The 25,081-nt window shown below is 52.4% G+C and carries 22 protein-coding genes; 7 read left to right on the top strand and 15 right to left on the bottom strand.

The annotated features are described in order from the left end of the window. Positions 1-23: 23 nt before the first annotated feature. The 3 genes from BZK41_RS11650 to nanR form a co-directional block, all read right to left on the bottom strand. Positions 24-1,514: an MFS transporter gene (locus tag BZK41_RS11650; protein WP_032945135.1), complete on the bottom strand. Its 1,491-nt coding sequence runs from the start codon at positions 1,512-1,514 to the stop codon at positions 24-26. Between the two features lie 109 nt (positions 1,515-1,623). Then, positions 1,624-2,517, bottom strand: coding sequence for an N-acetylneuraminate lyase (gene nanA / locus BZK41_RS11645; protein ID WP_032945137.1), 894 nt, complete (start codon positions 2,515-2,517; stop codon positions 1,624-1,626). A 134-nt stretch (positions 2,518-2,651) separates the two neighbouring features. Then, positions 2,652-3,443 (bottom strand): transcriptional regulator NanR, encoded by a 792-nt coding sequence (gene nanR, locus BZK41_RS11640; RefSeq protein WP_079938250.1) that lies wholly within the window; start codon positions 3,441-3,443, stop codon positions 2,652-2,654. A gap of 360 nt (positions 3,444-3,803) precedes the next feature. Between nanR and dcuC the strand changes: the two genes are divergently transcribed. Beyond that, the gene (gene dcuC / locus BZK41_RS11635) at positions 3,804-5,171 is read left to right on the top strand and encodes an anaerobic C4-dicarboxylate transporter DcuC (RefSeq protein WP_003828798.1); all 1,368 of its coding nucleotides are present in this window, start codon (positions 3,804-3,806) and stop codon (positions 5,169-5,171) included. 55 nt (positions 5,172-5,226) lie between these two features. Here dcuC and sspB read toward each other — a convergent pair whose 3' ends face one another. The 5 genes from sspB to zapE all read right to left on the bottom strand — a co-directional run bounded on the left by sspB (position 5,227) and on the right by zapE (position 8,873). After that, positions 5,227-5,730: a ClpXP protease specificity-enhancing factor gene (gene sspB / locus BZK41_RS11630; protein WP_003025130.1), complete on the bottom strand. Its 504-nt coding sequence runs from the start codon at positions 5,728-5,730 to the stop codon at positions 5,227-5,229. Positions 5,731-5,735: 5 nt separating this feature from the next. Then, complete coding sequence (gene sspA / locus BZK41_RS11625) at positions 5,736-6,374, bottom strand: stringent starvation protein SspA (RefSeq protein WP_003025132.1); 639 nt, start codon at positions 6,372-6,374, stop codon at positions 5,736-5,738. Positions 6,375-6,690: 316 nt separating this feature from the next. Continuing rightward, complete coding sequence (gene rpsI, locus BZK41_RS11610; protein WP_003025138.1) at positions 6,691-7,083, bottom strand: 30S ribosomal protein S9; 393 nt, start codon at positions 7,081-7,083, stop codon at positions 6,691-6,693. Positions 7,084-7,098: 15 nt separating this feature from the next. Continuing rightward, the gene (gene rplM, locus BZK41_RS11605; RefSeq protein WP_003025141.1) at positions 7,099-7,527 is read right to left on the bottom strand and encodes a 50S ribosomal protein L13; all 429 of its coding nucleotides are present in this window, start codon (positions 7,525-7,527) and stop codon (positions 7,099-7,101) included. Positions 7,528-7,745: 218 nt separating this feature from the next. Next, a complete protein-coding gene (zapE, locus tag BZK41_RS11600) occupies positions 7,746-8,873 on the bottom strand; it encodes a cell division protein ZapE (protein ID WP_079938249.1) in 1,128 nt (375 codons plus the stop codon). Positions 8,874-9,065: 192 nt separating this feature from the next. Between zapE and zapG the strand changes: the two genes are divergently transcribed. The 3 genes from zapG to degS all read left to right on the top strand — a co-directional run bounded on the left by zapG (position 9,066) and on the right by degS (position 12,157). Then, positions 9,066-9,464 (top strand): Z-ring associated protein ZapG, encoded by a 399-nt coding sequence (gene zapG / locus BZK41_RS11595; protein ID WP_003025147.1) that lies wholly within the window; start codon positions 9,066-9,068, stop codon positions 9,462-9,464. A gap of 168 nt (positions 9,465-9,632) precedes the next feature. Beyond that, a complete protein-coding gene (gene degQ / locus BZK41_RS11590; RefSeq protein ID WP_079938248.1) occupies positions 9,633-11,000 on the top strand; it encodes a serine endoprotease DegQ in 1,368 nt (455 codons plus the stop codon). 89 nt (positions 11,001-11,089) lie between these two features. Continuing rightward, positions 11,090-12,157, top strand: a complete 1,068-nt coding sequence (degS, locus tag BZK41_RS11585; RefSeq protein WP_003025154.1) for an outer membrane-stress sensor serine endopeptidase DegS — start codon at positions 11,090-11,092, stop codon at positions 12,155-12,157. Between the two features lie 147 nt (positions 12,158-12,304). Here degS and mdh read toward each other — a convergent pair whose 3' ends face one another. After that, positions 12,305-13,240 carry a malate dehydrogenase gene (gene mdh, locus BZK41_RS11580; protein ID WP_008785953.1) on the bottom strand — a complete coding sequence of 312 codons (936 nt, stop codon included), beginning with the start codon at positions 13,238-13,240 and terminating at the stop codon, positions 12,305-12,307. Positions 13,241-13,676: 436 nt separating this feature from the next. Here mdh and argR point away from each other — a divergent pair, with 436 nt between their 5' ends. Together argR and yhcN are read left to right on the top strand one after the other, a co-directional pair. Next, a complete protein-coding gene (gene argR, locus BZK41_RS11570; protein ID WP_003025162.1) occupies positions 13,677-14,147 on the top strand; it encodes a transcriptional regulator ArgR in 471 nt (156 codons plus the stop codon). 376 nt (positions 14,148-14,523) lie between these two features. Beyond that, positions 14,524-14,790, top strand: coding sequence for a peroxide/acid stress response protein YhcN (gene yhcN / locus BZK41_RS11565; RefSeq protein WP_079938247.1), 267 nt, complete (start codon positions 14,524-14,526; stop codon positions 14,788-14,790). A 57-nt stretch (positions 14,791-14,847) separates the two neighbouring features. Here the strand turns inward: yhcN and BZK41_RS11560 are convergent, their stop codons facing one another. The 4 genes from BZK41_RS11560 to aaeX form a co-directional block, all read right to left on the bottom strand. After that, positions 14,848-15,126: a hypothetical protein gene (locus BZK41_RS11560; RefSeq protein WP_003025168.1), complete on the bottom strand. Its 279-nt coding sequence runs from the start codon at positions 15,124-15,126 to the stop codon at positions 14,848-14,850. Positions 15,127-15,245: 119 nt separating this feature from the next. Beyond that, complete coding sequence (gene aaeB / locus BZK41_RS11555) at positions 15,246-17,213, bottom strand: p-hydroxybenzoic acid efflux pump subunit AaeB (RefSeq protein WP_079938246.1); 1,968 nt, start codon at positions 17,211-17,213, stop codon at positions 15,246-15,248. Between the two features lie 5 nt (positions 17,214-17,218). Continuing rightward, positions 17,219-18,151, bottom strand: coding sequence for a p-hydroxybenzoic acid efflux pump subunit AaeA (gene aaeA, locus BZK41_RS11550; RefSeq protein WP_057067981.1), 933 nt, complete (start codon positions 18,149-18,151; stop codon positions 17,219-17,221). 7 nt (positions 18,152-18,158) lie between these two features. After that, entirely contained in the window at positions 18,159-18,362 is a 204-nt protein-coding gene (gene aaeX / locus BZK41_RS11545) for a p-hydroxybenzoic acid efflux pump operon protein AaeX (protein WP_003828816.1), read from the bottom strand. A 184-nt stretch (positions 18,363-18,546) separates the two neighbouring features. Between aaeX and aaeR the strand changes: the two genes are divergently transcribed. Continuing rightward, positions 18,547-19,476, top strand: coding sequence for an HTH-type transcriptional activator AaeR (gene aaeR / locus BZK41_RS11540; RefSeq protein WP_003828817.1), 930 nt, complete (start codon positions 18,547-18,549; stop codon positions 19,474-19,476). Between the two features lie 85 nt (positions 19,477-19,561). Here the strand turns inward: aaeR and tldD are convergent, their stop codons facing one another. Further along, the gene (tldD, locus tag BZK41_RS11535) at positions 19,562-21,007 is read right to left on the bottom strand and encodes a metalloprotease TldD (RefSeq protein WP_079938312.1); all 1,446 of its coding nucleotides are present in this window, start codon (positions 21,005-21,007) and stop codon (positions 19,562-19,564) included. Between the two features lie 163 nt (positions 21,008-21,170). Further along, positions 21,171-24,986 (bottom strand): AsmA2 domain-containing protein YhdP, encoded by a 3,816-nt coding sequence (gene yhdP / locus BZK41_RS11530; protein ID WP_079938245.1) that lies wholly within the window; start codon positions 24,984-24,986, stop codon positions 21,171-21,173. Positions 24,987-25,081: the final 95 nt, after the last annotated feature.

The raw sequence follows: 25,081 nt of genomic DNA, 5'->3' as shown, positions 1-25,081 counted from the left end.
CGGTTCAGCACCGGGCAATTGGATTAACTTTTGGATTTCACCATAGTGCTTTTGTCACCACCGAACGGCACGGCACCGCTAAACGGTCGACCATCAATGGCATCATGCGTACGCAACGCTTCAGGACGCAGCCAGCGCTGTACACGGGACGGCATATCAAGACCAATCAGCAGGATCACTACAAATGTCAGACCGAAAGAGAGCGATCCCAGCGCGGTACCCAGATCCAGACGTTGGGCAATCAGCGCACCGATGATCGGAGCCAGCGCCCCGCCCAGTGCGCCCACGTTATAGGTGAAGCCCAGCCCCGCCGCACGCTGATCGGTATCGAAATAGCCGCCAATCAGTTTTGGTAAGATCCCGGAGATCCCCTGGCCGAGCATTTGCTGGAAAAACAGCAGTAAACCCAGTACCCAGACGTTTGAACCGCCTATCGCAAATACCGGTATAATCAGCAACTGCGAGGCCAGCAGACTGCAGACATAGGCTTTACGCGTGCCCAGCCAGTCGCCAAGAAAACCGCCGACGCAACAACCGACCGCCGCACCAAAGCCGCTAAAGAAGAGCACCCTGGCCACCGTGGAAGGATCGTACAGCAGTTCGGTTTTCAGATAGGTTGGCAACAGCGCCTGAATCGGCCACGAGTACAGGAAGGCAAACAGCACAACCACCATCAGCATGACGCCCGTCGGCCAGCGTTTCCCGCTGCTTTGCACCATAAAGCTAATGAAGATAAACGCGCATATCAGCCCCAGGACCGCCACAATAGCCGCATTTTGCAGGTCGCCCGCAAAGCAGAACCACAGCGCGGTGGCAGCAGCGAGCGTCATCAGAATATTAATTACCCGATGCTCGCCCCGGTAGAGAATGTCCACCATCGTGCGCACTGGCGCTTTGCCTTCGTGTTTCTCTTTCCAGTCTTCCGCTTCCGGAATATTTTTACGCAGCCAGAGGGCGAAGATTATTGGCAGGATGCCGATGAAGAACAGCGCACGCCACCCCCAGACCGGAACCACCAGGCTGTAGACCTGGGCGGCGATCACGGCACCAACGGAAAAGCCTGAAATCAGGAAACCACTGGCTTTGTTTCTCAGGTGTTTAGGCCAACTTTCAATAACATAGGTTGCACTGGAGCCGTACTCACCCGCCATTCCCATACCGATAACCAGGCGGGCGATAAACATGGTGGTGTAGCCCGGCGCGAAACCGCAGGCCAGCGTTCCCACAGAGAACAGAATGATGCTGGTGACCATTGCCAGGCGGCGTCCGTAGCGGTCGCCCATTGCCCCCAGCATTAACCCGCCAAACCAACGGGAGATAAAGGCGGCCGAGATCAGGCTGGCGGCCTGCACCGTCGTCAATCCGAATTCGCCCTGCACTTCTGTCAGCACCAGGGCGATTAACACAAAATCGAAACCATCAAGCAAATATCCCAGCCAGGCGGCGGAAAATGCCCGCCATTGTGCCCGATTGAGATGGCGATACCACGGGATGCTCTGGGTAGAAGTACTCATTTTACTCTCCCGATGATTTTGTTGTTGTGCCGGGTGGTGGCTTTGCCTTACCCGGCCTACGGTCGAAAAATCCAGGCCGGGCAAGCGAAGCGCCCCCGGCGACCCGTGATTACGCCTTTTCCGCCAGCAGTTGATTTGCCAGCGCTTTCAGTTCCGGCAGAAAGCGTTCATCTACCGGAGCAAAGGGTTTACGGCACAGTGGAACAGAAACCACATCCATATAGTGCAGTACTGTTTTCAGACCGCGGAACACGCCAACCTTAATAAGCAGATCGATAACCTTATTGCACTCGGTTTGCAGCTTTTGCGCCGTCCGGATGTCACCTTCTTTGAGCGCTTTCACAATTCCCTGATAGCGCCATCCCATGATGTTGTAAGTGCTACCAATACCGCCATCTGCGCCCGCGAGCAGCCCAGAAGCGAAGATTTCGTCATAGCCGTTATAAAGCACCAGATCGGGATGAGCGCGGCGGATCTGTTCCATCTGATAGAGATCGCCCGAAGTTTGCTTCAGTGCGCCAACGCCTGGCAGCGTCACCAGCGTGTTGATCTGATCCAGCGTCAGTTTTACGCCGCTCAGCGCCGGAATGTTATAGACCACCATCGGCAAACCATCAGCGGAATCAATAATTGCGCGGTAGTGATCGCAGTGCTCTTCAAAGCTAAACGGATAGTAAAACGGTGTGACGGCCGAAACGGCATCAAAGCCGTAGCGATGCGCGGCGCTCGCCAGCTGTTGGCTCTCTTCGGTACTCACCGTGCCAACGTGGGCGATCAGCGTCACCTTGCCCTTTGCCTCTTCGGCAACAATTTCCAGTACCTGCTCTCTTTCAACGCGGTTTTGGACGAAGGCCTCACCCGTTGAGCCACCGACATAGAGCCCGTCTACACCCTGACCAATGTTGAAACGCACCAGGCGGCGCAAACTCTCGATGTCCAGTCGCTGTTGGTTATCGAATGGGGTTAACAACGCTGGCATTACGCCTTTTAAATCTCTTGCCATAACGACCTCTGATGATGATTAGTGTTATCTGACTGCATACCTTTATACCTGTTATACCAGATCAAATAAGCAGCAATACAATAGAGAACGCTTATAGTGCGATCTACTTCACTAAACGATCGTCAGGATCGCGATCACTTACGCGATTTTTTACTTTTGCTGAAGGCGTGCCAGGTCGCGGAAACGCTGTTGAGGTGTTCTTGCAGTGCGCGGTCAGCTTCTTCAGGATCGCGCTGGCGAATTGCGTCAACAATAGCGATATGCTGCTGATAACTCACGTTATTGTGCTCATACAGCTCTTGATCGGCAACGGTCGGGCGGGCGGCAATCAGCCAGTCTAACAGCGCAACATGGATAGCCATAAAGATGGGATTACCTGGGATTTCCGCCAGTACGCGGTGAAAATCAACGTCCGAGCGGATGAACAACGTATTGTCATCCAGCGACTGGCTGTTGATCTCCAGTGCTTTCGCCAGTCTGTCGATTTGCTCATCCGTCGCATGTTCGGCAGCGTATCGCACCAGGCTGGATTCAAAGAACAGTCGCAACTGTTCGAAGTGGGCAATGCCGCCGGGATGTGCGAGGAAATCTTTCGCCATACCAGACAGCTCGCTGATGATGGTATCAGCTGAAGGACGCGAAACGCGGGCGCGCTCGCCGTTGTTGATTTGTACCAGACCTTTGCGTTTTAACGCGGCCAGCGCCTCTCGTACAGAAGGACGGCCCACGTTAAAGAAGGCCATCAGCTCCCGCTCAGACGGCAACTGTTCGCCCTCGCCAAATTCCCGACGACGAATCATCTGCTCCAGTTCTTCTTCAACCATTTCAGACAGTTTTTTACGCGCCAGCGGGCGATTGCGTAAGCTACGGCCAATGGTAGATGGAGAGTCTTCAGCTTGCGAATCAAATGCGTTCATAGGGTCCATTCAGCTAAGTCGTGGTGACAAACAACAGCGGGTTTATCCTAACACAGGATCGAAAGCAGGGTGAAATGATGGACGATCTGATCCGGCTGGCTTATTGAAAACATACGTAACAGCAATATTATTTTAAGCGAATATTTTCCGCCTATTTTTAATTGAATAGCGTTATATCATCTTCATGAAATTTATGAACGTTAACGTGATAAATTGTCATAACTATCTATTTTAAAACGATAAATAATTTAAACATCGAATTAAAAATAAGATATTCACTCCATAAAAAACGCCCAAAAAAATATAACATCCGTTTTGACAACAGCGTTATTACCGGATTTATCTTCTTCTCTGGCATGGAGTGAAACAATGTTCGGCATCATTATCTCTGTCATCGTTTTATTAACGATGGGTTACCTGATCCTCAAAAACTACAAACCACAGGTCGTGCTGGCCGCCGCCGGGATCTTTCTGATGATCTGCGGCGTCTGGCTGGGCTACGGCGCGTTGGTCGCTGACGACAAAAGCAGTGGCTATCTACTGGTCGATATTTACAATGAAATTTTGCGTATGCTCTCCAACCGCGCGGCCGGATTGGGGTTATCAATCATGGCAGTGGGTGGTTATGCCCGTTATATGGACAGAATGGGAGCCAGCAGAGCGATGGTTAGTCTGTTAAGTCGCCCGCTCAAATTAATCCGCTCACCCTATGTTGTGCTTGCCGCCACCTATGTGATTGGTCAGATCATGGCGCAGTTCATTACCAGCGCGTCCGGGTTAGGCATGCTGCTGATGGTGACGCTGTTCCCGACGCTGGTCAGTCTTGGCGTGAGTCGTTTATCCGCTGTCGCGGTGATTGCCACCTCGATGTCAATTGAGTGGGGCATTCTGGAAACCAACTCTATTTTTGCCGCGCAGGTTGCGGGTATGAAAATCGCCACCTACTTCTTTCAATACCAGTTGCCCGTCGCGTCGTGTGTCATTGTCGCCGTCGCCATTGCGCATTTTTTCGTTCAGCGTCAATTTGACAAAAAAGCCGCACCGGAAAGCAACGGATTTGCTGAACAAAAAACGCTGGAAAACGTACCTCCGCTCTATTACGCCATTCTACCTGTCATGCCGCTGATCCTGATGCTGGGCTCGCTTGCTCTTGCACAAATGGGACTAATGAAAGCAGAGTTGAATCTGGTGGTGGTGATGTTGATGAGCATGACGCTGACTATGTTTGTTGAATTCCTGCATAAACATAATCTGCGCGAAACGATGGATGATGTGCAGGCTTTTTTTGACGGCATGGGGACGCAGTTTGCCAACGTTGTCACACTGGTGGTCGCCGGTGAAATCTTTGCGAAAGGGTTGACGACTATCGGGACTGTCGACGCCGTCATAAAAGGCGCAGAGCATTCCGGTCTTGGCGGCATCGGCGTAATGATCATCATGGCTGTAGTCATTGCCGCCTGTGCGATCGTCATGGGGTCAGGCAACGCGCCGTTTATGTCTTTTGCCAGCCTCATTCCGGATATTGCCGCCGGGCTGCATATTCCTGCCGTAGTAATGATTATGCCGATGCATTTTGCCACTACGCTTGCCCGCGCGGTGTCACCCATAACCGCTGTAATTGTCGTGACATCGGGTATTGCCGGCGTATCGCCCTTTGAAGTGGTAAAACGTACAGCAATCCCGATGGCAGTAGGATTTGTGGTGAATATGGTAGCCACCATCGCGCTGTTTTATTGATGCCAAAGCCAGAAAACAGAACAGGCCCCAAAGGGCCTGTTTTTTATTTCACTATTTATTTCACTACGCGCAGCGCTGGACGCCCACCGCGAGGCGGTGGCGGAGTATCGTCCGGATCGTTGTCATCGCCATTGTCAGGCTTATCGCCATCAATGACCGACATGACCGTTTCACTCTCAAAACCAGACGCGTCGTTGTCGTCATCATTTAAGCTGGCAACATCTTCGTCGTAGGCGGCTTCCGGTTCGAACATCGTACCGGCGCCATTTTCACGTGCATAAATTGCCAGAACGGCAGCCAACGGCACAGACACCTGACGCGGCACACCACCGAAGCGCGCGTTAAAACGCACTTCATCGTTAGCCAGTTCCAGGTTGCCCACCGCACGCGGTGCAATATTCAGAACAATTTGCCCGTCACGCGCATATTCCATTGGAACCTGCACGTCCTGGAGCGTCACATCCACCACCAGATGCGGCGTGAGCTGGTTGTCTAGCAACCATTCATAGAACGCGCGCAGCAGATACGGACGGCGTGGTGTTAGCTGTGGCAAATCCATACAGGTTAACCCCGGCCCAGACGCATTTCACGTTCAGGCTCAGTCAGAGAAGCCAGGAAAGAGTCACGTTCGAAGACGCGAGTCATGTACCCTTTCAGTTCTTTCGAACCTGCACCGTTGAATTCAATGCCCAGCTGCGGTAAACGCCACAGCAGCGGCGCCAGGTAGCAGTCTACCAGGCTGAACTCATCGCTCAGGAAGTAAGGTTTCTGGCCAAATACTGGCGCGATTGCCAGCAGTTCTTCGCGCAGACGTTTACGCGCGACTTCGGCTTCAGATGCAGAACCGTTCACGATGACGTTCATCAGCGTGTACCAGTCTTTTTCAATACGCTGCATGTACAGGCGGCTTTCACCACGCGCAACCGGGTAAACCGGCATCAGCGGCGGATGCGGGAAGCGCTCATCCAGGTATTCCATAATGATGCGAGATTCCCACAGGGTCAGCTCACGATCCACCAGTGTCGGTACGCTCTGATTCGGGTTGAGGTCGATCAGATCCTGAGGTGGATTGTCCTTCTCCACATGCTCAATCTCGAAACTAACACCTTTCTCAGCCAGCACAATGCGGACCTGATGGCTATAGATGTCAGTAGGACCAGAAAACAGCGTCATTACCGAACGTTTGTTGGCAGCGACAGCCATGAAAACCTCCAGGTATATTCAGAATTTTTACTGCTACCAGCCACTCGGTGGCCAGCCAGAAGTGATGTCACCCAGGCTCGGGAAAGTCATTGCTGTTCAAAATACAAACAAAAAATGAACGATACCGGACATTTGGGCAGAAAATTGGATGATAGTTTACCAGATTTTGTGACCTTTGTGGTGAGTCGATTCTTGAAATGGGGAAAAAGAGGTGGCAATCAGCGGATTACCGTGGATCTGAGGCGAGAAATAACGATAAAAAAACCCGCCGAAGCGGGTTTTTTCGCAAATTGTCGTCTGCCGAAGCAGAGTACAATTAACGTTTGGAGAACTGAGGACGACGACGTGCTTTACGCAGACCGACTTTCTTACGTTCAACCTGACGAGCATCACGGGTAACGAAGCCAGCTTTACGCAGTTCGCCACGCAGGGATTCGTCGTACTCCATCAGAGCGCGGGTGATACCGTGACGGATCGCACCAGCCTGACCAGAGATACCACCACCTTTAACAGTGATGTACAGATCCAGTTTCTCAACCATGTCGACCAGTTCCAGCGGCTGACGAACTACCATGCGGGCAGTTTCACGACCGAAGTACTGTTCCAGAGAACGTTGGTTGATTACGATTTTACCACTGCCCGGTTTGATGAAAACGCGAGCTGCGGAACTTTTGCGGCGACCAGTGCCGTAGTATTGATTTTCAGCCATTGCCTATAATCCCGATTAGATGTCAAGAACTTGCGGTTGCTGTGCCGCGTGGTTGTGCTCGTTGCCAGCGTAAACTTTCAGTTTACGGAACATAGCACGACCCAGCGGGCCTTTTGGCAGCATGCCTTTAACCGCGATTTCAAGCACACGCTCAGGACGGCGAGCAATCATCTCTTCAAAGGTCGCTTGTTTGATACCACCGATGTGGCCGGTGTGGTGATAGTACACTTTGTCAGTACGCTTGTTGCCGGTTACAGCAACTTTGTCAGCGTTCAGAACGATGATGTAATCACCGGTATCTACGTGCGGAGTGTATTCCGCTTTGTGCTTACCGCGCAGGCGCAGAGCCAGTTCGGAAGCCAGACGGCCCAGAGTTTTACCGGTCGCGTCAACAACATACCAGTCGCGTTTTACGGTTTCTGGTTTAGCTGTAAAAGTTTTCATTAAAAGCTTACCCAAATAAATAAGTTACACGTTGGTGAACACCCAAACGTTTTGTCAGTTGAGGTTCACACGACATTGTCCAGCAAACCTACCCCTTCGAATAGCCTATGCCGGCACATAGAAAGTTTTGGGAAAAAAACTCTCTCGTAACGTGGGGTCGCAAGATTATAGAGAAGTCAGGGTCAAAGATCGACCCCTTTATGTGATTTGCGGCAGGTTTAACCGGCTAAATGTTCCCGCTTCAGATACTCTTCGCTTTGCATCTCCTGCAAACGCGACAAACAGCGCTGAAATTCAAACTTCAGACGCTCGCCCTGATAAATTTCATAGAGGGGTGATGCCGCACTGACCACCAGCTTGACGTGGCGTTCGTAGAACTCATCCACCAATGCGATAAAGCGTCGCGCTTCACTCTCCATCAGCGGAGTCATGACCGGCACATCAGACAACAGCACCGTGTGAAACAGACGCGACAGCGCAATGTAGTCATGCTGACTCCGGGCATCAACGCAGAGCGTGGTGAACGACACTGCCAGCGTCTGATTTTCTACAGCCAGGGTTTGCATAGGACGATGGTTAATCTCCAGCGTTGGCGCATGTTCACCTTTGGTTCCCGCTAATGCCAGCCAGAGTTTATCCATCTGCTGGCGGGTTTCCTCATTCAATGGTGACAACCACAAATGCGCCTGCGTTAAGGTGCGCAGACGATAATCGACGCCGGCATCGACATTCATGATGTCGCAATGCTGTTTAATGGCATCAATGGCAGGAAGAAACCGTGTGCGTTGCAAACCGTTGCGATACAGCTCATCTGGCGGAATATTGGAGGTCGCCACCAGCGTAATGCCACGGGCAAACAGCGCCTTCATCAGGCCGCCGAGCAGCATGGCGTCGGTGATATCAGAAACAAAAAATTCGTCGAAGCACAGCACGTCCGTTTCGGCCTTAAAGCGGTCGGCGATGATTTCCAGCGGATCGCTCTGCCCCTGTAAGGCAGTAAGCTCTTCATGCACGCGCAGCATAAAACGGTGAAAGTGCAAACGCTGTTTACGTTCGCCCGGCAGGCTATGGTAGAACAGATCCATCAGCCAGGTTTTTCCGCGCCCAACTCCGCCCCACATATACAAGCCACGCACCGGTGCGTTGATCGGCGACTCACGCTTGCCCAGCAATTTTCCAAAACGCGCCATCAGTCCACTCTCCTGCGGCGCAGAACGTGCTGGCGTCGTAAGCGCCTGGAAAATTGTTTCCAGTCGATTCACGGCTTCGAGTTGTACATTGTCGGGCTGATGACTGCCGTCGTTGAGGGCTTGCTGGTAACGCGATGTCGGGGAAAAGCTTTGCATGATGTTATTGTTATTCCTTGAGAATCGATGTGCCGTCGCTCACGGTTGACGAAAAAAAGGCCGTTCTACATTACGTGATATAAACACGGGATTCCACTTCTACGGGATTAGCGGTTATAGTGGCATAATCAGGCGCAGGCATGGAGCCTAAAGCCAACACCCTACGGAAACACAAGACAACGGGAGATGTTCATGACCTGGGAATATGCGCTAATTGGGTTAGTCGTCGGTATCATTATTGGTGCTGTAGCCATGCGTTTTGGTAATCGTAAATTACGCCAACAGCAGGCATTGCAGTACGAACTGGAAAAAAATAAAGCTGAGCTGGAAGAGTACCGCGAAGAGCTGGTGAGCCACTTTGCCCGCAGCGCTGAATTGCTGGATAACATGGCGGACGATTATCGTCAGATTTACCAGCACATGGCGAAAAGCTCCAGCAACCTGCTGCCGGGTATGTCGCCGGAAAACAACCCGTTCCGTAACCGTCTGGCAGAGTCTGAAGCAGGCAACGATCAGGCGCCGGTTCAGATGCCACGTGACTATTCTGAAGGGGCATCTGGCCTGCTGCGTAGCGGCGCAAAGCGCGACTAACCGCACATCATTAAGAAATTTATTGGGCGCAGCAATTGCGCCCTCCGCTTCTCTTCCTGTCCCAGCTATTATTTAGTCGTTAGCCGCATTGTGACCAAACCGAAAATTCAATAACATCAACCTGTTTTGAATCATCTTCCGTTTACTCAAGGTACGAGAGCAGGATCCATGAAAAAACAAACCCAGCTGTTGAGTGCATTAGCGTTAAGTGTCGGGTTAACTCTCTCGGCGCCATTCCCGGCCGCAGCGTCGATTCCCGGCCAGGTTCCCGGTCAGGCTGCGCTCCCCAGCCTCGCCCCGATGCTGGAGAAAGTGTTACCTGCCGTGGTGAGCGTAAGGGTTGAAGGCACCGCCACTCAGGGGCAGAAAGTCCCGGAAGAGTTCAAAAAGTTTTTTGGTGATGAACTTCCCGATCAACCTTCGCAACCTTTTGAAGGGCTGGGTTCAGGGGTCATTATTGATGCCGCCAAAGGCTACGTCCTGACCAATAACCATGTCATTAACCAGGCGCAAAAAATCAGCGTTCAGCTTAATGATGGGCGTGAGTTCGACGCAAAACTTATTGGCAGCGACGATCAGAGCGATATCGCACTGCTACAAATTCAACACCCCAGCAACCTGACACAAATTGCCATTGCTGACTCGGACAAACTCCGCGTGGGTGATTTCGCGGTGGCTGTGGGTAACCCGTTCGGTTTGGGTCAAACAGCCACCTCCGGCATTGTATCGGCTTTGGGTCGCAGTGGGTTGAATCTGGAAGGTCTGGAAAACTTTATTCAGACTGACGCCTCTATCAACCGCGGTAACTCCGGCGGCGCATTGCTCAACCTGAACGGTGAGCTGATCGGTATTAACACCGCGATTCTGGCCCCCGGCGGCGGCAGCATCGGAATTGGTTTTGCAATCCCGAGCAACATGGCGCGCACGCTGGCACAGCAGCTGATGCAGTTTGGTGAAATCAAACGCGGTCTGTTGGGCATTAAAGGCACCGAAATGACTTCCGACATCGCCAAAGCGTTCAAACTGGACGTACAGCGTGGCGCGTTTGTCAGTGAGGTTCTGCCTAACTCCGGCTCCGCAAAAGCAGGGGTGAAATCAGGTGACGTCATTACCAGCCTCAACGGTAAACCGCTTAACAGCTTCGCCGAACTGCGTTCACGCATTGCGACAACTGAACCTGGGACCAAGGTCAAACTGGGTCTGCTGCGTAACGGTAAACCGCTGGAGGTTGAAGTCACCCTCGATACCAGCACATCATCGTCCGCCAGCGCAGAGATGATTGCGCCTGCGTTGCAAGGGGCCACGCTCAGCGACAGCCAGTTAAAAGACGGCACCAAAGGCATCAGAATTGATAACGTAGAAAAAAGCAGCCCTGCCGCACAGGCCGGTCTGCATAAAGATGACGTTATTATTGGCGTTAACCGCGATCGCGTAAACTCGATCGCTGAAATGCGCAAAGTGCTGGAAGCGAAACCGTCGATCATCGCTCTGCAGGTGGTGCGCGGTAACGAGAGTATTTACCTGCTCCTGCGTTAACGCATGCAACCGGACATCAGCCCCTCGTGTGATGTCCGGTAAACTCGTGATATGCTGCTGCCGTTCCCTTTATTAATGACGCCGCCATCATGTTTGTGAAGCTTTTACGTTCGGTCGCGATTGGTTTAATCGTCGGCGCCATCCTGCTGGCCGCGATGCCCTCTCTGCGAAAAATTAATACGCTTACCGCACCGCAGTTCGACAGTGCAGATGAAACGCCCGCTAGTTATAACCCGGCCGTTCGCCGCGCAGCGCCTGCCGTCGTGAATGTTTATAACCGCAGTATGAACAGTACCGCGCACAACCAGCTTGAGATCCGCACGCTCGGCTCAGGCGTTATCATGGATCAGCGCGGCTATATCATTACCAATAAGCACGTCATTAACGATGCCGACCAAATCATCGTCGCATTGCAGGACGGTCGCGTATTTGAAGCGCTGCTTGTGGGGTCTGATACGTTAACCGACCTTGCGGTGCTGAAAATCAACGCCACTGGCGGGCTGCCAACAATCCCAATTAATAACAAACGCGTGCCGCACATTGGTGATGTGGTACTCGCCATCGGTAACCCGTACAACCTTGGGCAAACCATCACTCAGGGGATTATCAGCGCCACCGGTCGAATTGGTCTGAACCCGACAGGGCGGCAAAACTTCCTGCAAACGGATGCCTCCATCAACCACGGAAACTCCGGCGGTGCGCTGGTCAACTCACTGGGTGAATTGATGGGGATTAACACGCTGTCGTTTGATAAGAGTAACGATGGCGAAACCCCGGAAGGGATCGGCTTTGCCATCCCTTTTCAGTTGGCAACGAAAATCATGGATAAGCTGATTCGTGACGGGCGCGTGATTCGTGGCTACATCGGCATCAGCGGTCGCGAAATTGCGCCACTGCATGCTCAGGGCGGCGGGATGGATCAAATTCAGGGCATTGTGGTTAACGAAGTAGCCCCGGATGGTCCGGCAGCGCAGGCAGGCATTCAGGTTAACGATCTGATTATCTCGGTCAATAACAAACCGGCGGTGTCTGCGCTGGAAACGATGGACCAGGTGGCAGAGATTCGACCAGGTTCAGTTATCTCCGTTGTCGTGATGCGTGATGACAAACAGTTGACGCTGCAGGTAACGATCCAGGAATACCCAGCCACCAACTAACGTCACGTCTGGCTGCCCACTTACCATAAAAAAACCGGAGCACAATTAGCTCCGGTTTTTATTAGGCATATCGTAGGGCGTTAACTCGTAATACCTGATGGTACTACGCTTATCAGGCCTACAAATACACGCAGGCCTCTCTTCGCGTTACTTAACGAACTCTTCGCCCAGAGTGATATCTTTCTTCAGCGTATCCAGCATACCTTCCAGCGAGCTTTGTTCAAACGCGCTCAGCTTGCCGATAGACTGACGCTCTTCTACGCCGTTTTTGCCCAGCAGCAGCGGCTGAGAGAAGAAGCGAGCATACTGGCCGTCGCCTTCAACGTAAGCACATTCAACCACACCTTTTTCGCCGCTCAATGCGCGAACCAGGGACAGGCCGAAACGTGCAGCAGCCTGACCCATAGACAGGGTTGCAGAACCGCCACCGGCTTTAGCTTCCACAACTTCAGTACCCGCATTCTGGATACGTTTAGTCAGGTCAGCGGCTTCTTGTTCGGTGAAGCTTACGCCAGGAATTTGTGACAGCAGTGGCAGGATGGTCACGCCAGAGTGGCCGCCAATAACAGGAACTTCAACGTCGCCAGGTTGTTTGCCTTTCAGTTCCGCCACAAAGGTGTTGGAGCGGATGATGTCCAGCGTGGTCACGCCAAACAGTTTGTTCTTATCGTATACGCCTGCTTTTTTCAGCACTTCTGCAGCGATAGCAACGGTAGTATTCACCGGGTTGGTGATGATACCGATACACGCTTTCGGGCAGGTTTTAGCAACTTGCTGCACCAGGTTCTTCACGATACCGGCGTTGACGTTGAACAGGTCGGAACGATCCATACCCGGTTTACGTGCGACGCCCGCAGAGATCAGTACCACATCAGCACCTTCCAGTGCAGGGGTAGCGTCTTCGCCGCTGAAGCCTTTGATTTTCACAGCAGTAGGGATATGGCTCAAATCAACGGCCACACCAGGTGTTACTGGAGCGATGTCGTACAGGGAGAGTTCTGAACCTGAAGGCAGTTGGGTTTTTAACAGTAATGCTAGCGCCTGACCGATACCACCAGCAGCGCCGAGGACTGCAACTTTCATCCTAAACTCCTTATTATATTGATAAGCAAAATGTCTATTGCTCCGCGGCGGCGACCTTAATTCACAAATCCAATGAATACAACAACCACGCGTCAAGAATGCGTAGTCACGCAAATTTGGCTTTTATGCATTTAACTTACGTAAAATAAAACCTAAGTTACGTAATTCAAAACCACCCACACAGTAGAGCAACTTTCCAACAGGTGCTGACAATATACCCTACCCACCTCTCAAAACAACATCAATTTGATAACATTTAATTTACTTTTAACCTTATTTGCGAGCCGTGACACAGGCATGTTTCTTGATAACGAAATTTGATAAAATTCCGCTCTTTCATAACATTATTTCAGCCTTGAACAAGGCAGACTGTTTGCATAAAAATTCATCTGTATGCACAATAATGTTGTTTCTACCGCCATATTACGGGTGACTTATGCGAAGCTCGGCAAAACAAGAAGAATTAGTAAAGGCGTTTAAAGCGCTACTTAAAGAAGAAAAGTTCAGCTCTCAAGGCGAAATCGTCCTCGCGTTGCAGGATCAGGGCTTTGATAATATCAATCAGTCCAAGGTTTCACGCATGCTGACCAAATTTGGCGCCGTGCGTACCCGCAATGCGAAAATGGAAATGGTGTACTGCCTTCCGGCTGAGCTGGGCGTACCCACGACCTCCAGTCCGCTGAAAAATCTGGTGCTGGATATCGACTATAACGATGCGGTCGTGGTTATTCATACCAGCCCTGGCGCTGCTCAGTTGATTGCACGTCTGCTGGACTCATTGGGGAAAGCGGAAGGTATCCTGGGTACGATTGCCGGTGACGATACCATCTTCACCACCCCAGCTAAGGGTTTTACGGTAAAAGATCTGTACGAAGCCATTCTGGAACTGTTCGAACAAGAACTGTAATACCGCCTCCCCGTCGCCTCGCGGCGGGGGAAAACACTCTCTTTCCATCCCCTTCCTTCTATTTTTCACTGCTATTGATTTAACAAATGGTGCGTTTAACCATCAAAATACATTCACGTGGTGAATACGTAGTTTTAAAAACGCACATTTTGCAAAATTTTGTATACTCATGATTTTATTATATTTATCTAACAACTGGTGTTTTTAACTCCATTTTTAATTCCATTTAGTTATAAAAAACATTTTTCTTAACACTTAATACCCAACGAAACAATTAGCGTGGTATTAATTTATCGAGTTATTAGTGTATACTTGATTTTGTGATGAGGGTCACGAAACGCAGACCCCTATAAAAGAATTCGACGAGGTAAATATCATGAAAATCAAAACTACTATTGCAACCTTAAGCCTTCTTTCTGTTCTCTCCTTCGGTGCAAGCGCCGCGGTTACTCAGGTGAACTCACAAGAAGCACAGAATCTGCAATCCATCGGTAGCATCTCCGTCTCTCAGATCGGTAGTTCACCAATGGACATGCGTCAGGCTATCGCCGCTAAAGCTGAAAAAGCAGGCGCCAGCAGCTATCGCGTCACCGAACTCCGTGAAGGTGCTCACTGGCACGCTACTGCAGAACTCTACAAATAAACCCTCGTCGTCTAAGTCCGACGACTTGCCCCCGCCTGCCGGGGGCTTTTTTATGTTTTACATCGAGTGACGAACGTTAAAACGCAACTGCCCTTCCAGCTCTTCTTCCGCTTCATCGAACAGTAAAATCAACGCGCCGTATCGCCTGCGTAGTTTGTCAGGCAAATGGACAAATTCAATTTCCAGCGGCAGCGGCAAGACTTCGCCGATCACCACCTCCCACAGAGAATCCAAATCAACCACCTTTTCCCGCGCCAGACCGAACGTGCGCGTAAACTCGCGGTAGAAATCACCCTGATCTTCTATCTCGTCAAAATCAAATGTATAGATGTTCATCTATAGCCACCATCCCGACGCCAGCTACTCTACAGACCGCCAATATGTAAGGGTCTCTCGCATTTTCAGGTAAGTATAGCCATAAAAAAACCGACGCTTTTAGCGTCGGTTTTCAACTCTTAATTACTGACCAGCGCATGCTGGTATTTGTGCAGCATCCCGCTGAGTCGCTTTACTGGCTCGGTCACCTGCGGTGGTGCTTGCCAGATAATTAATTTTTCCTGGTAGATATCAAGCTCCTCCAGTAACTGGCTAAAGTAGCGTCGGCGCTTGTCGTCATTTCCTGCTGAAATTACGTGATCGGCAGTTCGACGAAGCTGGCGATGGAATGCGGATAGATCCTCGTTTACCGGTACCGGCGCATCACGCAGGCGCTGGTGCGCGATGATCATCGTCAGCGCCAGGCGAAACTTCGCCAGATCTCCGGGAAACTTGTTCATCAGCAAAAACAGCTGCTGATAAAGTGCCGGAAGATGATTTTCTTTACGACGGACTACGTTGGTGGTCATCGCTGAAACCGCCGCCGATACAAACTGGTTGAGCAACACACGACCCGTTCTGTCACGAGAGTTATCACGCACCAGCAGAATGACGATAAACGCCAACACGCAGCCAACAATCTGCCCCAGCGCACTGTCAAGGAATTGGCTAAAGTGAAAGGTCATCGGGTTATCCAGCACAATGATATTAATGGTGCTGGCCAGCGCCCCCATCGATCCCAGCCGTCGTTTCTGTACCTCAATCCCCAGAAAGAATCCCAGCACCGCCAGGCTCAGGCACAGTAGGAACATACTTTGTTGCGTATTGGGGATAATCACCAGGAAATAGAGCGCTCCGAGCGGTAACGCTGCCAACGTCCCATAGATAAAGTCTATCGCCACCATGCGGGGATTTGGCAAACGCATTGCCAGCGAGGTGACGACCGCAATCATCACCATTGCGCCGCTACCGGAGGTCCATCCCGTCCATAGCCAGAATAAGGTTCCCAGCACACAAGAAAGCGTGGTACGCCAGAAGTTAACCATCGCATGATGACGCTCGGCAGACTCCACTTTCACCACCGGCTCACCTTGCAGGATCTCTTCTTCCGTAGCGCTAATTTTGGTATTACTCACCACACCGCGTTTGAGCAACAGGTAGCGCGTCGCGGCTCCCGCCCAGCTGTATATGGTGACCGGCGTTTCGCGCTCGCCGGTCCAGGCAATCACCCGACGCATCCGCTTCAGCTGTTTGTGGACATCCTGCGCCGTTTCAACCGACGTATCGAACAACTCGCGGAAAGTATCAGTGATCAGTTCTGGTCGGGTGTTCTGAATAAGGTAGGTTTCACAGGACTGCGTGATGAGCGTGAGAGACAGCGTGTTCAATGCTTTAAGCCTGCGGTTAGCACGCCCCCAGCGTGAAGACTCCATATTCAGGTTACTGCGCATGCCTTCCAGTGCTGCCGTACGACGGACTAAATCGCCCCAGGCTTTATCCACGACCTCGCTGTCGCCATGCTTAATGCACAACTGCATAAGCTGATATTGCGCCACCAGCAGGCTGTCCAGCTCAACATCAATCTCTTGTTTTATCGAACGGGGAGAGAAAAGCAGATCGGCCACAATGGCGCAGACAATCCCCACCACAATTTCACTGCAACGTTCGAGCGCAAATTGCGGCGTCAGCAGCGGTTCGGCCTGAATGGTAATGACGATGATCAGCGCCGTATAGCCCGAAAGCCCCCAGGCATAGGAGTTCTCGATCTTCACCAGTGACGAGATCCAGGTACAAAAACCGGCCCAGATACAGCACACCAGGATCATCAATAACGGAGCGCGGATCATGCTGATGATAATGATCAGTCCGGCAATACAACCGATAAATGTCCCGACAATACGCAGCATGCCGCGATAGCGAATAGCACCAGAATAAGGTTCTCCGCCAGCGGCAAAGGCCGGACCTGCCGCCACAATGGCCGCGGTCAGCACCGCCCAACGCGGGGTCTCAAGTTGGAAGTGAAAGCCAACGAACAGCGCCAGTACAATCGCGCACGCCAGTTTTACCGCAAAGCGGATATGCTGGTTGGCAATGGAGAAAATACCCATCGCAATTAACCAAACTCGCGCAGGCGGTGCGCCATTTTACGGAAAAAGGACTCCTGGCTGGCATCACGGTCCTGTTTACCGGTAATGACAACGGTAGCCGTTGTCCCGGCAGGCCACAGAGTTCCCTGCTGCTCATCAAGGCGGATTCGCACCGGGACACGCTGCGCCAGACGCACCCATTCCAGATTGGAATCAATGGTCGCCATACCTTTTGCATCCTGCGTACTGCTGGCATTCGTGACCCCCGCCGCCACGCTATCAACGGTGCCTTTTAAGACATTATTACTGCCAAGCGGGGTGATCTCAGCTCGATATCCAGGGCGAACGCCTTCCAGTTTGGTTTCCTCCATATAGGCCAGCACATAGAAAGAATGCTGCTTGACCAGCGCCACCGCTGTGGAACCACGCGTAATAAATTCGCCGCTATAGACGTTCAGGTTAGTGACCCAACCGTCTGCTGGTGCGCGAATGACGGTACGTTCCAGATCTAATTTTGCCAGGTCGCGGGTCGCTTGTGCTTTCGCAAGCTGGTGTAATACGGTTTGCAAGACGTTGTTTGACTGGTCAATCTCTTCACGAGACATGGCCTGCACGCCCAGGCGGTTACGGCGACCAGCCTCCTGGCGTTTTTCCTGGGCCAGAACCTGATAATAAGAAACATCAGCTTCGGCCTGCTCAAGGGCTTTCTTATAGCGTGGCTGATCGATGGTGAACAGGATCTGATCCTTTTTCACCAGTTGGTTATCATGGACGTTAACGTTGGAAATAAGGCCCGCAACATCTGGCGCAATAGCGACGACATCTGCGCTGAAACGCGCATCACGTGTCCATGGTGACTCGGTGTAATACACCCATGCGCGAAAAATAGCGATGAAGGCCAGAATGACCAGTACGAGAGTCGTGGCCGTACGGGAGAGTTTTTTTGTTAGTGTTTTCACTTCAACCTCAAACGAACAGGCGCGTTATTAAATAGAACAGGCAGCAATACAGCGCGGTGTTAAACAGAGCCGGATGCCAGACAAAATCATAGATGCCGGTTGGAACCAGCATCCGGCGCACCAGCCAGAAAATCGCCAGTGACAAAAGTAATTCGAAAAAAATCGGTGGGAAGGACAAGCCAAACACCACGATAACGGGAAACAGACTCATGTTGACCTTGGTAACTTAAGAGAGTGCAGGTGATAGATTTTCTAGCGTATGTCACCGCAGAGAAGGGCAAGGATGAGCCAGGCGAGAGCGACATAGCTGTTATTTGAATAATAATATATTAACGTAACTGTTATGCTGTTATCTATATTATGTGATCTAAATCACTTTTAAGCCAGAGTGAACAATGGAACGATTAAAACGTATGTCGGTGTTCGCCAAAGTCGTCGAACTGGGCTCCTTCACCGCCGCAGCAAGACAGCTACAAATGAGCGTTTCATCGATAAGCCAGACAGTCTCTAAACTGGAAGATGAGCTACAGGTCAAGCTGTTAAACCGCAGTACACGCAGCATTGGGCTGACCGAAGCTGGTAAAATTTACTATCAGGGCTGCCGGAGAATGCTGCACGAAGCACAGGATGTTCACGAGCAGCTTTATGCCTTTAACAACACTCCCATCGGTACGCTGCGCATTGGTTGTTCTTCAACCATGGCACAAAATGTCCTCGCCGGATTGACCGCGACAATGCTGAAGGAATACCCCGGTCTGACGGTAAATCTGGTAACAGGCATCCCGGCACCGGATTTAATCGCCGATGGTCTGGACGTGGTTATCCGCGTCGGTGCGTTGCAGGACTCCAGTCTGTTTTCACGTCGCCTGGGCGCTATGCCGATGGTGGTCTGCGCGGCTAAAAGCTATCTCGCACAGTTTGGCGCCCCGGAGAAACCCGCCGATCTCAGCAACCACTCGTGGCTGGAATACAGCGTACGCCCGGATAATGAATTCGAGCTTATCGCTCCGGAAGGAATTTCCACCCGCCTGATCCCAGAGGGTCGTTTTGTGACTAACGATCCGATGACATTGGTGCGCTGGCTGGCCGCAGGCGCGGGTATTGCCTATGTGCCGCTAATGTGGGTGATCAATGAGATCAATCGCGGTGAAGTAGAGATCCTGCTCCCCCGCTACCAGTCGGATCCGCGTCCGGTCTATGCGCTGTATACCGAAAAAGACAAACTGCCGCTCAAGGTCCAGGTAGTGATTAACTATCTGACGGATTATTTTGTCGATGTGGCGCAGCTTTTTCAGGGGATGTACGGCCGGGGAAAAGAGAAATAAAAGAGTGTCGACCGGATAAGGCGTTGACGCCGCATCCGAAAAGATGCCCGATGGCACTGGTGCTTATCGGGCATACATCATGATGTTATGCAGTACCACCCACCGTCAGGTTATCCACCTTCAGCGTCGGCTGGCCCACGCCCACCGGCAGGCTCTGCCCTTCTTTACCGCACACACCAACCCCGTTATCCAGCTTCAGGTCGTTACCTACCATCGAAATCTGCTGCATCGCTTCGATACCAGACCCAATCAGCGTCGCGCCTTTCACCGGTTTGGTTACTTTACCGTTTTCAATCAGATACGCTTCAGACGTCGAGAACACAAATTTCCCGGAGGTGATATCCACCTGGCCGCCGCCGAAGTTAGGCGCATAAATACCGTATTCAACGGATTCGATGATTTCCTGCGGCGTGGATTTCCCAGGCAGCATGTAGGTGTTGGTCATACGTGGCATCGGCAGGTGCGCGTAAGATTCACGGCGACCGTTACCCGTTGGTGCGACGCCCATCAGGCGCGCGTTCAGTTTGTCCTGCATGTAACCTTTCAGAATACCGTTTTCGATCAGCACGTTGTACTGACCCGGTGTGCCTTCATCATCAATAGCCACAGAGCCACGACGGTCCGCCATTGTGCCATCATCCACAACGGTACACAGTTCCGACGCCACCAGCTCACCCATGTGACCGCTGAATACCGAGGTACCACGGCGGTTAAAGTCACCTTCCAGACCATGACCGACCGCTTCATGCAACAGAACGCCAGGCCAGCCAGCGCCGAGTACTACCGGCAGTGTACCAGCAGGCGCCGCTACCGCGGACAGATTAACCAACGCCATGCGTACGGCTTCTTTCGCCCAGGCGTCAGCACGAACTTCACCATCGAGGTCGCCGAGGAAATAGTCATAGCCAAAACGACCGCCACCACCGCTGGCACCACGCTCGCGCTTACCATCCTCTTCGACCTGTACGCTTACGGACAGGCGTACCAGCGGACGAACGTCAGCGGCCAACGTGCCGTCGGTCGCAGCTACCAGGATCAGTTCATAAACACCGGTCAGGCTGGCGGTGACTTCCTGGACGCGTTTGTCAGCGGCACGGGCCACGCTATCAACGCGACGCAGAATATCCAGTTTCTCTTCGCGGCTCATGCTCTGTAACGGATCAACCGAGGTGTAAAGCGCCTGATGCTCAACCGCTCCCAGCGTTTTTACTTTGCCGTCACCGCTGTCACGCACGATAGTACGGGCAGCATGAGCACTTTGCTCCAGCGCCAGCAGGCTAATCTGGTCTGCATAGGCAAACCCTGTTTTTTCGCCGCTGATGGCGCGCACGCCAACACCCTGATCGATATTGTAAGAACCGTCTTTAATGATGCGGTCTTCTAAAACCCAGGATTCGTGATAGCTCGACTGAAAATAGAGATCGCCGTAGTCAAGACGGCGTTCGGCCAGTTGGCCCAGAATGGCAAACAGATCCTGATGTTTCAGGCCATTCACCGCTAGCAATTGTTCACTTACCAGGTTCAGACTCATCGTTTTGGTACTCATTAGTTTCTGTTGTAGGCCTGATAAGACGCACCAGCGTCGCCATCAGGCACTTCAATGCCGGATGGCGGCGTGAACGCCTTTTCCGGCCTACGGACTGCGGTAGAAGATCACTGTACTGAGATTGGGGCAATTACTCGCCCCCGTCAAATCATTGCTGGCTTTCTTTGCGCGGCTGACGCAGAACTTCGTTAATCTGCGGTTTATCAACCGGACCGGTGATGCGATAACGCAGAATCGAAACTTTGCTCCACAATGGTCCCAGAACCTTACTGGCAGCAAACACCGCCGCGCCGACAATCGGGTTGACAGCAAACGCAGCGGCAACCCCTACGGTGGCAGAAATTTCAGGCGCGACAATGGCTTCCATATCCAGTTCCCGACGGACCAGATTCACTGAGCCTTTCATCGCAATGTCTGCCTCCAGACCATCCACCAGCGTGTCGTCGGTATGCATCACACCATCTTTGATCCACGCCGTACTGCGGATCGAATCGAAATAGAAACCTTCACTGAAGGTATCGCTAAAATCAAAACGCAGTTTACGTAGCAACGCATCAAAGCTCAGCAGTCGCAATAGTTGCCCCGCATGTCCGGTGCTGAGTTCGGTTATCTCACCTTTGCCCAACCGGGTACGCAAAATCCCATTCAGCGAAGCTTCATCCGGATCCCATGGCGGGTTACGCCAGTGCAGGTCATACTCCACGTTGAACGAAGAGTTACGAATCGGGGTCGATACGCCAAAGAAACTGGCAGCGGAGTCAATTTTATTACCGCTCAGTTTACCCTTCAGTGACGTTCGTTCTTTGCCCGGCACATTCACCCACACACCATCGGTGGTCAGTCTGGCAAAGCCTGTATCCAACAGACCGTTGCTCAGCGTTAGCGTGTCGCCTTTAATCGCTACATCGGCATCAATGCGCCCATATTTCTGCCCCCACATCCAGCACTCGGCACAGCGTAGCTGAAGGTCCGGCCAGCCGCGGAAGCTGAAGTTGTCCACGGCGGAAAACGGCGAGGCTGGAGTACTATTCAGTGCAGCTTTCGTCGGTGAAGCTTTCGCCGTGCTGGGGTTGTAATAAAGATACTTAATATTGGCCAGCCATGGCGCATTATTGCGCATCGCCAGCGTGGCGTTAATTTCGCGCCCCTGCGCCTGCACGATGGAGCCATTGCTCGCAGGCTCGGACACAATACTCAAATTATTCCACTGCTGACCGCCCAGGGATAACGATGGCGTACGCACGGTGATGCGTTGTGGGAAGTTGGCATTAGTGCCAACGTTATCCGCCGCGCCTTTTTGGAACAACGCCAGCCATTGCGCGCCATCCATAGGGGGAAGATTAAGCTCAATGCCTTGCTGCTCAGGTAACGCGGGCACAGTACGGCTTTCCGACGTCCAGATTGCGCGGTCAAGCGTCAGTTTCTGATTCAGCAACCAGCTGCTGTTAAAGTGGTTCTTACTGCCAGCATTACCGGTCAGATCAAAGCTGCGCAGATTACCATTGGCCTTAATATTCACCGGCAACGCTTCACCGGCCGCCTTATTCAGCGGAGCAGGTAAGTGACTACTTACATTCTTCAGATCGCCTTTTAGCTCAATGTCGTAGGTCGGTCCGGCATGATACGGAAGATCGATACCCACCTTGCCATTCCACGCCATGCTGCCGCTTAAGGCATCGTTGACCTGCGCCGGTAAAATCCCCATGCGGGTTGGCTGCCAGTCGCCTTGCAGGTTCACGGCTACCTGATAGGCTTTCGCCCCTTCGGTGGTGGAGAAGTCGACGTTCAGCGGCTGATTAAACCAGTTCGCCGTCATCGGGTCGCTCTTCAGATCGCCGTTGATAAAGCTGAATTTACCATTCAAATTCTTCAGCGTGCTGTCGAGCGGTTTAATAAACAGGCTGTTATTACGCAGGTTGACGTCGCCTTTGGCGGTAACCAACGAGCCGTCTAGCGGAATATCAAGATGTAAGCGAGCATTCACATCACCGTCAATTTGCAACTGTTCCAGCGTGGCGCCGAGAGAATCCTTCAATGGAGTCTCATCAAAATAAGGTCCAACCGCCTTGCCTGGCCCGTTGATATCGGCATCAATCAGCAGCTTTTCTTTTGCATAGTCGGGAATATTGGCCGTCAGGTTACTGGCCTTCACACCGCCTAAATTGACGCTATCCGTCTTCATCCACAGACCATCGTTAATGAAGTTCAGTTCGATATTGAGATCGGTCAGCGCAGGCCAGTCGGGCTGGAAAGCAAATTTCGCATTGCGTAGCGGCACCAGAACCTGAAACTGCCCTTCATTGTGCAGATACGGGAACAGATGCGGGTTGCCGCCATACACCAGCGTGGCGTTATCCGCTTCCCCGCCCTGAATAGCACCGCTGAGGTAGTCAACCAGCTCTTTGCCCATCAGGTTTTCCGGGAAATAGCGCCAGGCCTGAGAGCCATCGTCGGTGCTGATGCCTGCCAGAATGCCCAACCATGGCTCATCACCGGCGGGCTGCAGATAGCGAAAACCACCGCGCGCGCGTACCGCTTTCGCTTTAACATCGATGTTGCGCCCATCCAGCTGGAAGCCTTTATCATTCTTCAGCCAGCTTAGCGTCGCCACACCGTTCTCTATTTCTAGCGGCGCGCGAAAGACGGTTTCATACGGCATTTTGGCTTGCTTCATGGAGGCGGTAAGTGCCCCATTTTCAACGCTGCCCGCAAGCGTACCGGAGAAATGTTCTGCCCCCGGCAGCAGCTTCCACTGTTTCCAGGCCAAATCGGTCCACGAGGACAGGAAGCGGGTTTTTTCTGTCGCCTGTAACGGGATATCCAGTGCCAACACATCGATCTTGCCACTTGGTTGCGTGGCCCGCCAGATATCACCCAACGCAGGCGATAACCTGGACGCCATCGGACGCAGCCCTTCTAACCCGGCCAGTTCCAGATTGCTGGCGCGAATGCGTAGCTCGTCGCTGCGTTTGTTATTCTCGCCACCGACTTCCTGCTCAGGGATCCAGGCCAGCGTTAATGCACCGCTCGGCCAGGGTTTATCATCCATGGTGATACGGGTATCGGGAATAGAGAATTGCCAGCCCGGCCCTTCATGGCTGATGTGCGCCGTCAGATTATCGACGGAGAGCGTGTGCGTACGATTTTCACCCAGCCAACTTGCCCCGCCTTTTTTTAGCCAGACATCGCCACCAGAAACGACGCCTTTGCTGATCGTCATCCATGCTTCCAGGCTAAAACGCGCGGTTTGCAGCGCGACATTATCCTGCATCCATTTACCCAGCCACGGCTTGACGTCGATATCGTCGGCCTGCAGCCAGACCCGACCGTTATTCAACAGCCCGTTGTCGTCACGCAGATCCATACGCACCTGCATAACGCCATGCTGTCCGGTCAGGCTGGAGAGGCTGACCTGACCCTCAGCGCGATGACGATTTTTACCGTTCAGCCAGGTAAGCTGTGGGATCGCCAGTTCTGCACGCTGGCCTGAGACGGTTAAAAAGCTAATCTGGCTGTCGCGTAGATCGAAATGATCAAACTGGCGCAGGAAGAGATCGCTGAGATGGTCAGTTTCAATTCCATCTCCGCCTTCGCTGCGCTGGATAGGAGTATTGGTGCGCAACTGCAGTTGCCAGAAGGTGAGATCGCGAAACTGCCAGCGCATATGCAGCAAACTTTGCCAGACATCCAGCGCCAGCGTGACGCGTTTTACCGAAAATTCGCCCCCGTCTTTCAGCTGCGCATGGATATTGCGCGCTTCAAGCGTAGGGCCGAAATTTTGCCAGCTGGCAGAAAGCTGACTGGCGGAAACAGGTAGACCTGTGGCGGATTCAATCTTGCCAAGAATGGCCGGACGCCAGCTATCAAGATGAGGTAACGCAAGGCGCAGTCCACTGACCAGCAGCGCTGCGATGACAACGAATGCGGCTCCAGTGAGCAGTAATATCCCCGGCAATCGCCTCACGCGCCTCTCCTTGTCTACCAAAAAATATGACTCACACCCCTTGAGTGAATGTTGCCGGATGACGGCGCTTGCGCCTTATCCGGCCTACATGCGCG

Origin of the sequence: Citrobacter sp. A316 (genome assembly GCF_002042945.1) — a bacterium.
Classification (GTDB): Bacteria; Pseudomonadota; Gammaproteobacteria; order Enterobacterales; family Enterobacteriaceae; genus Citrobacter; species Citrobacter portucalensis.
The sequence above is the reverse complement of the archived record's forward strand: the minus strand, read 5'-3'. Positions and strand labels throughout refer to the sequence as shown.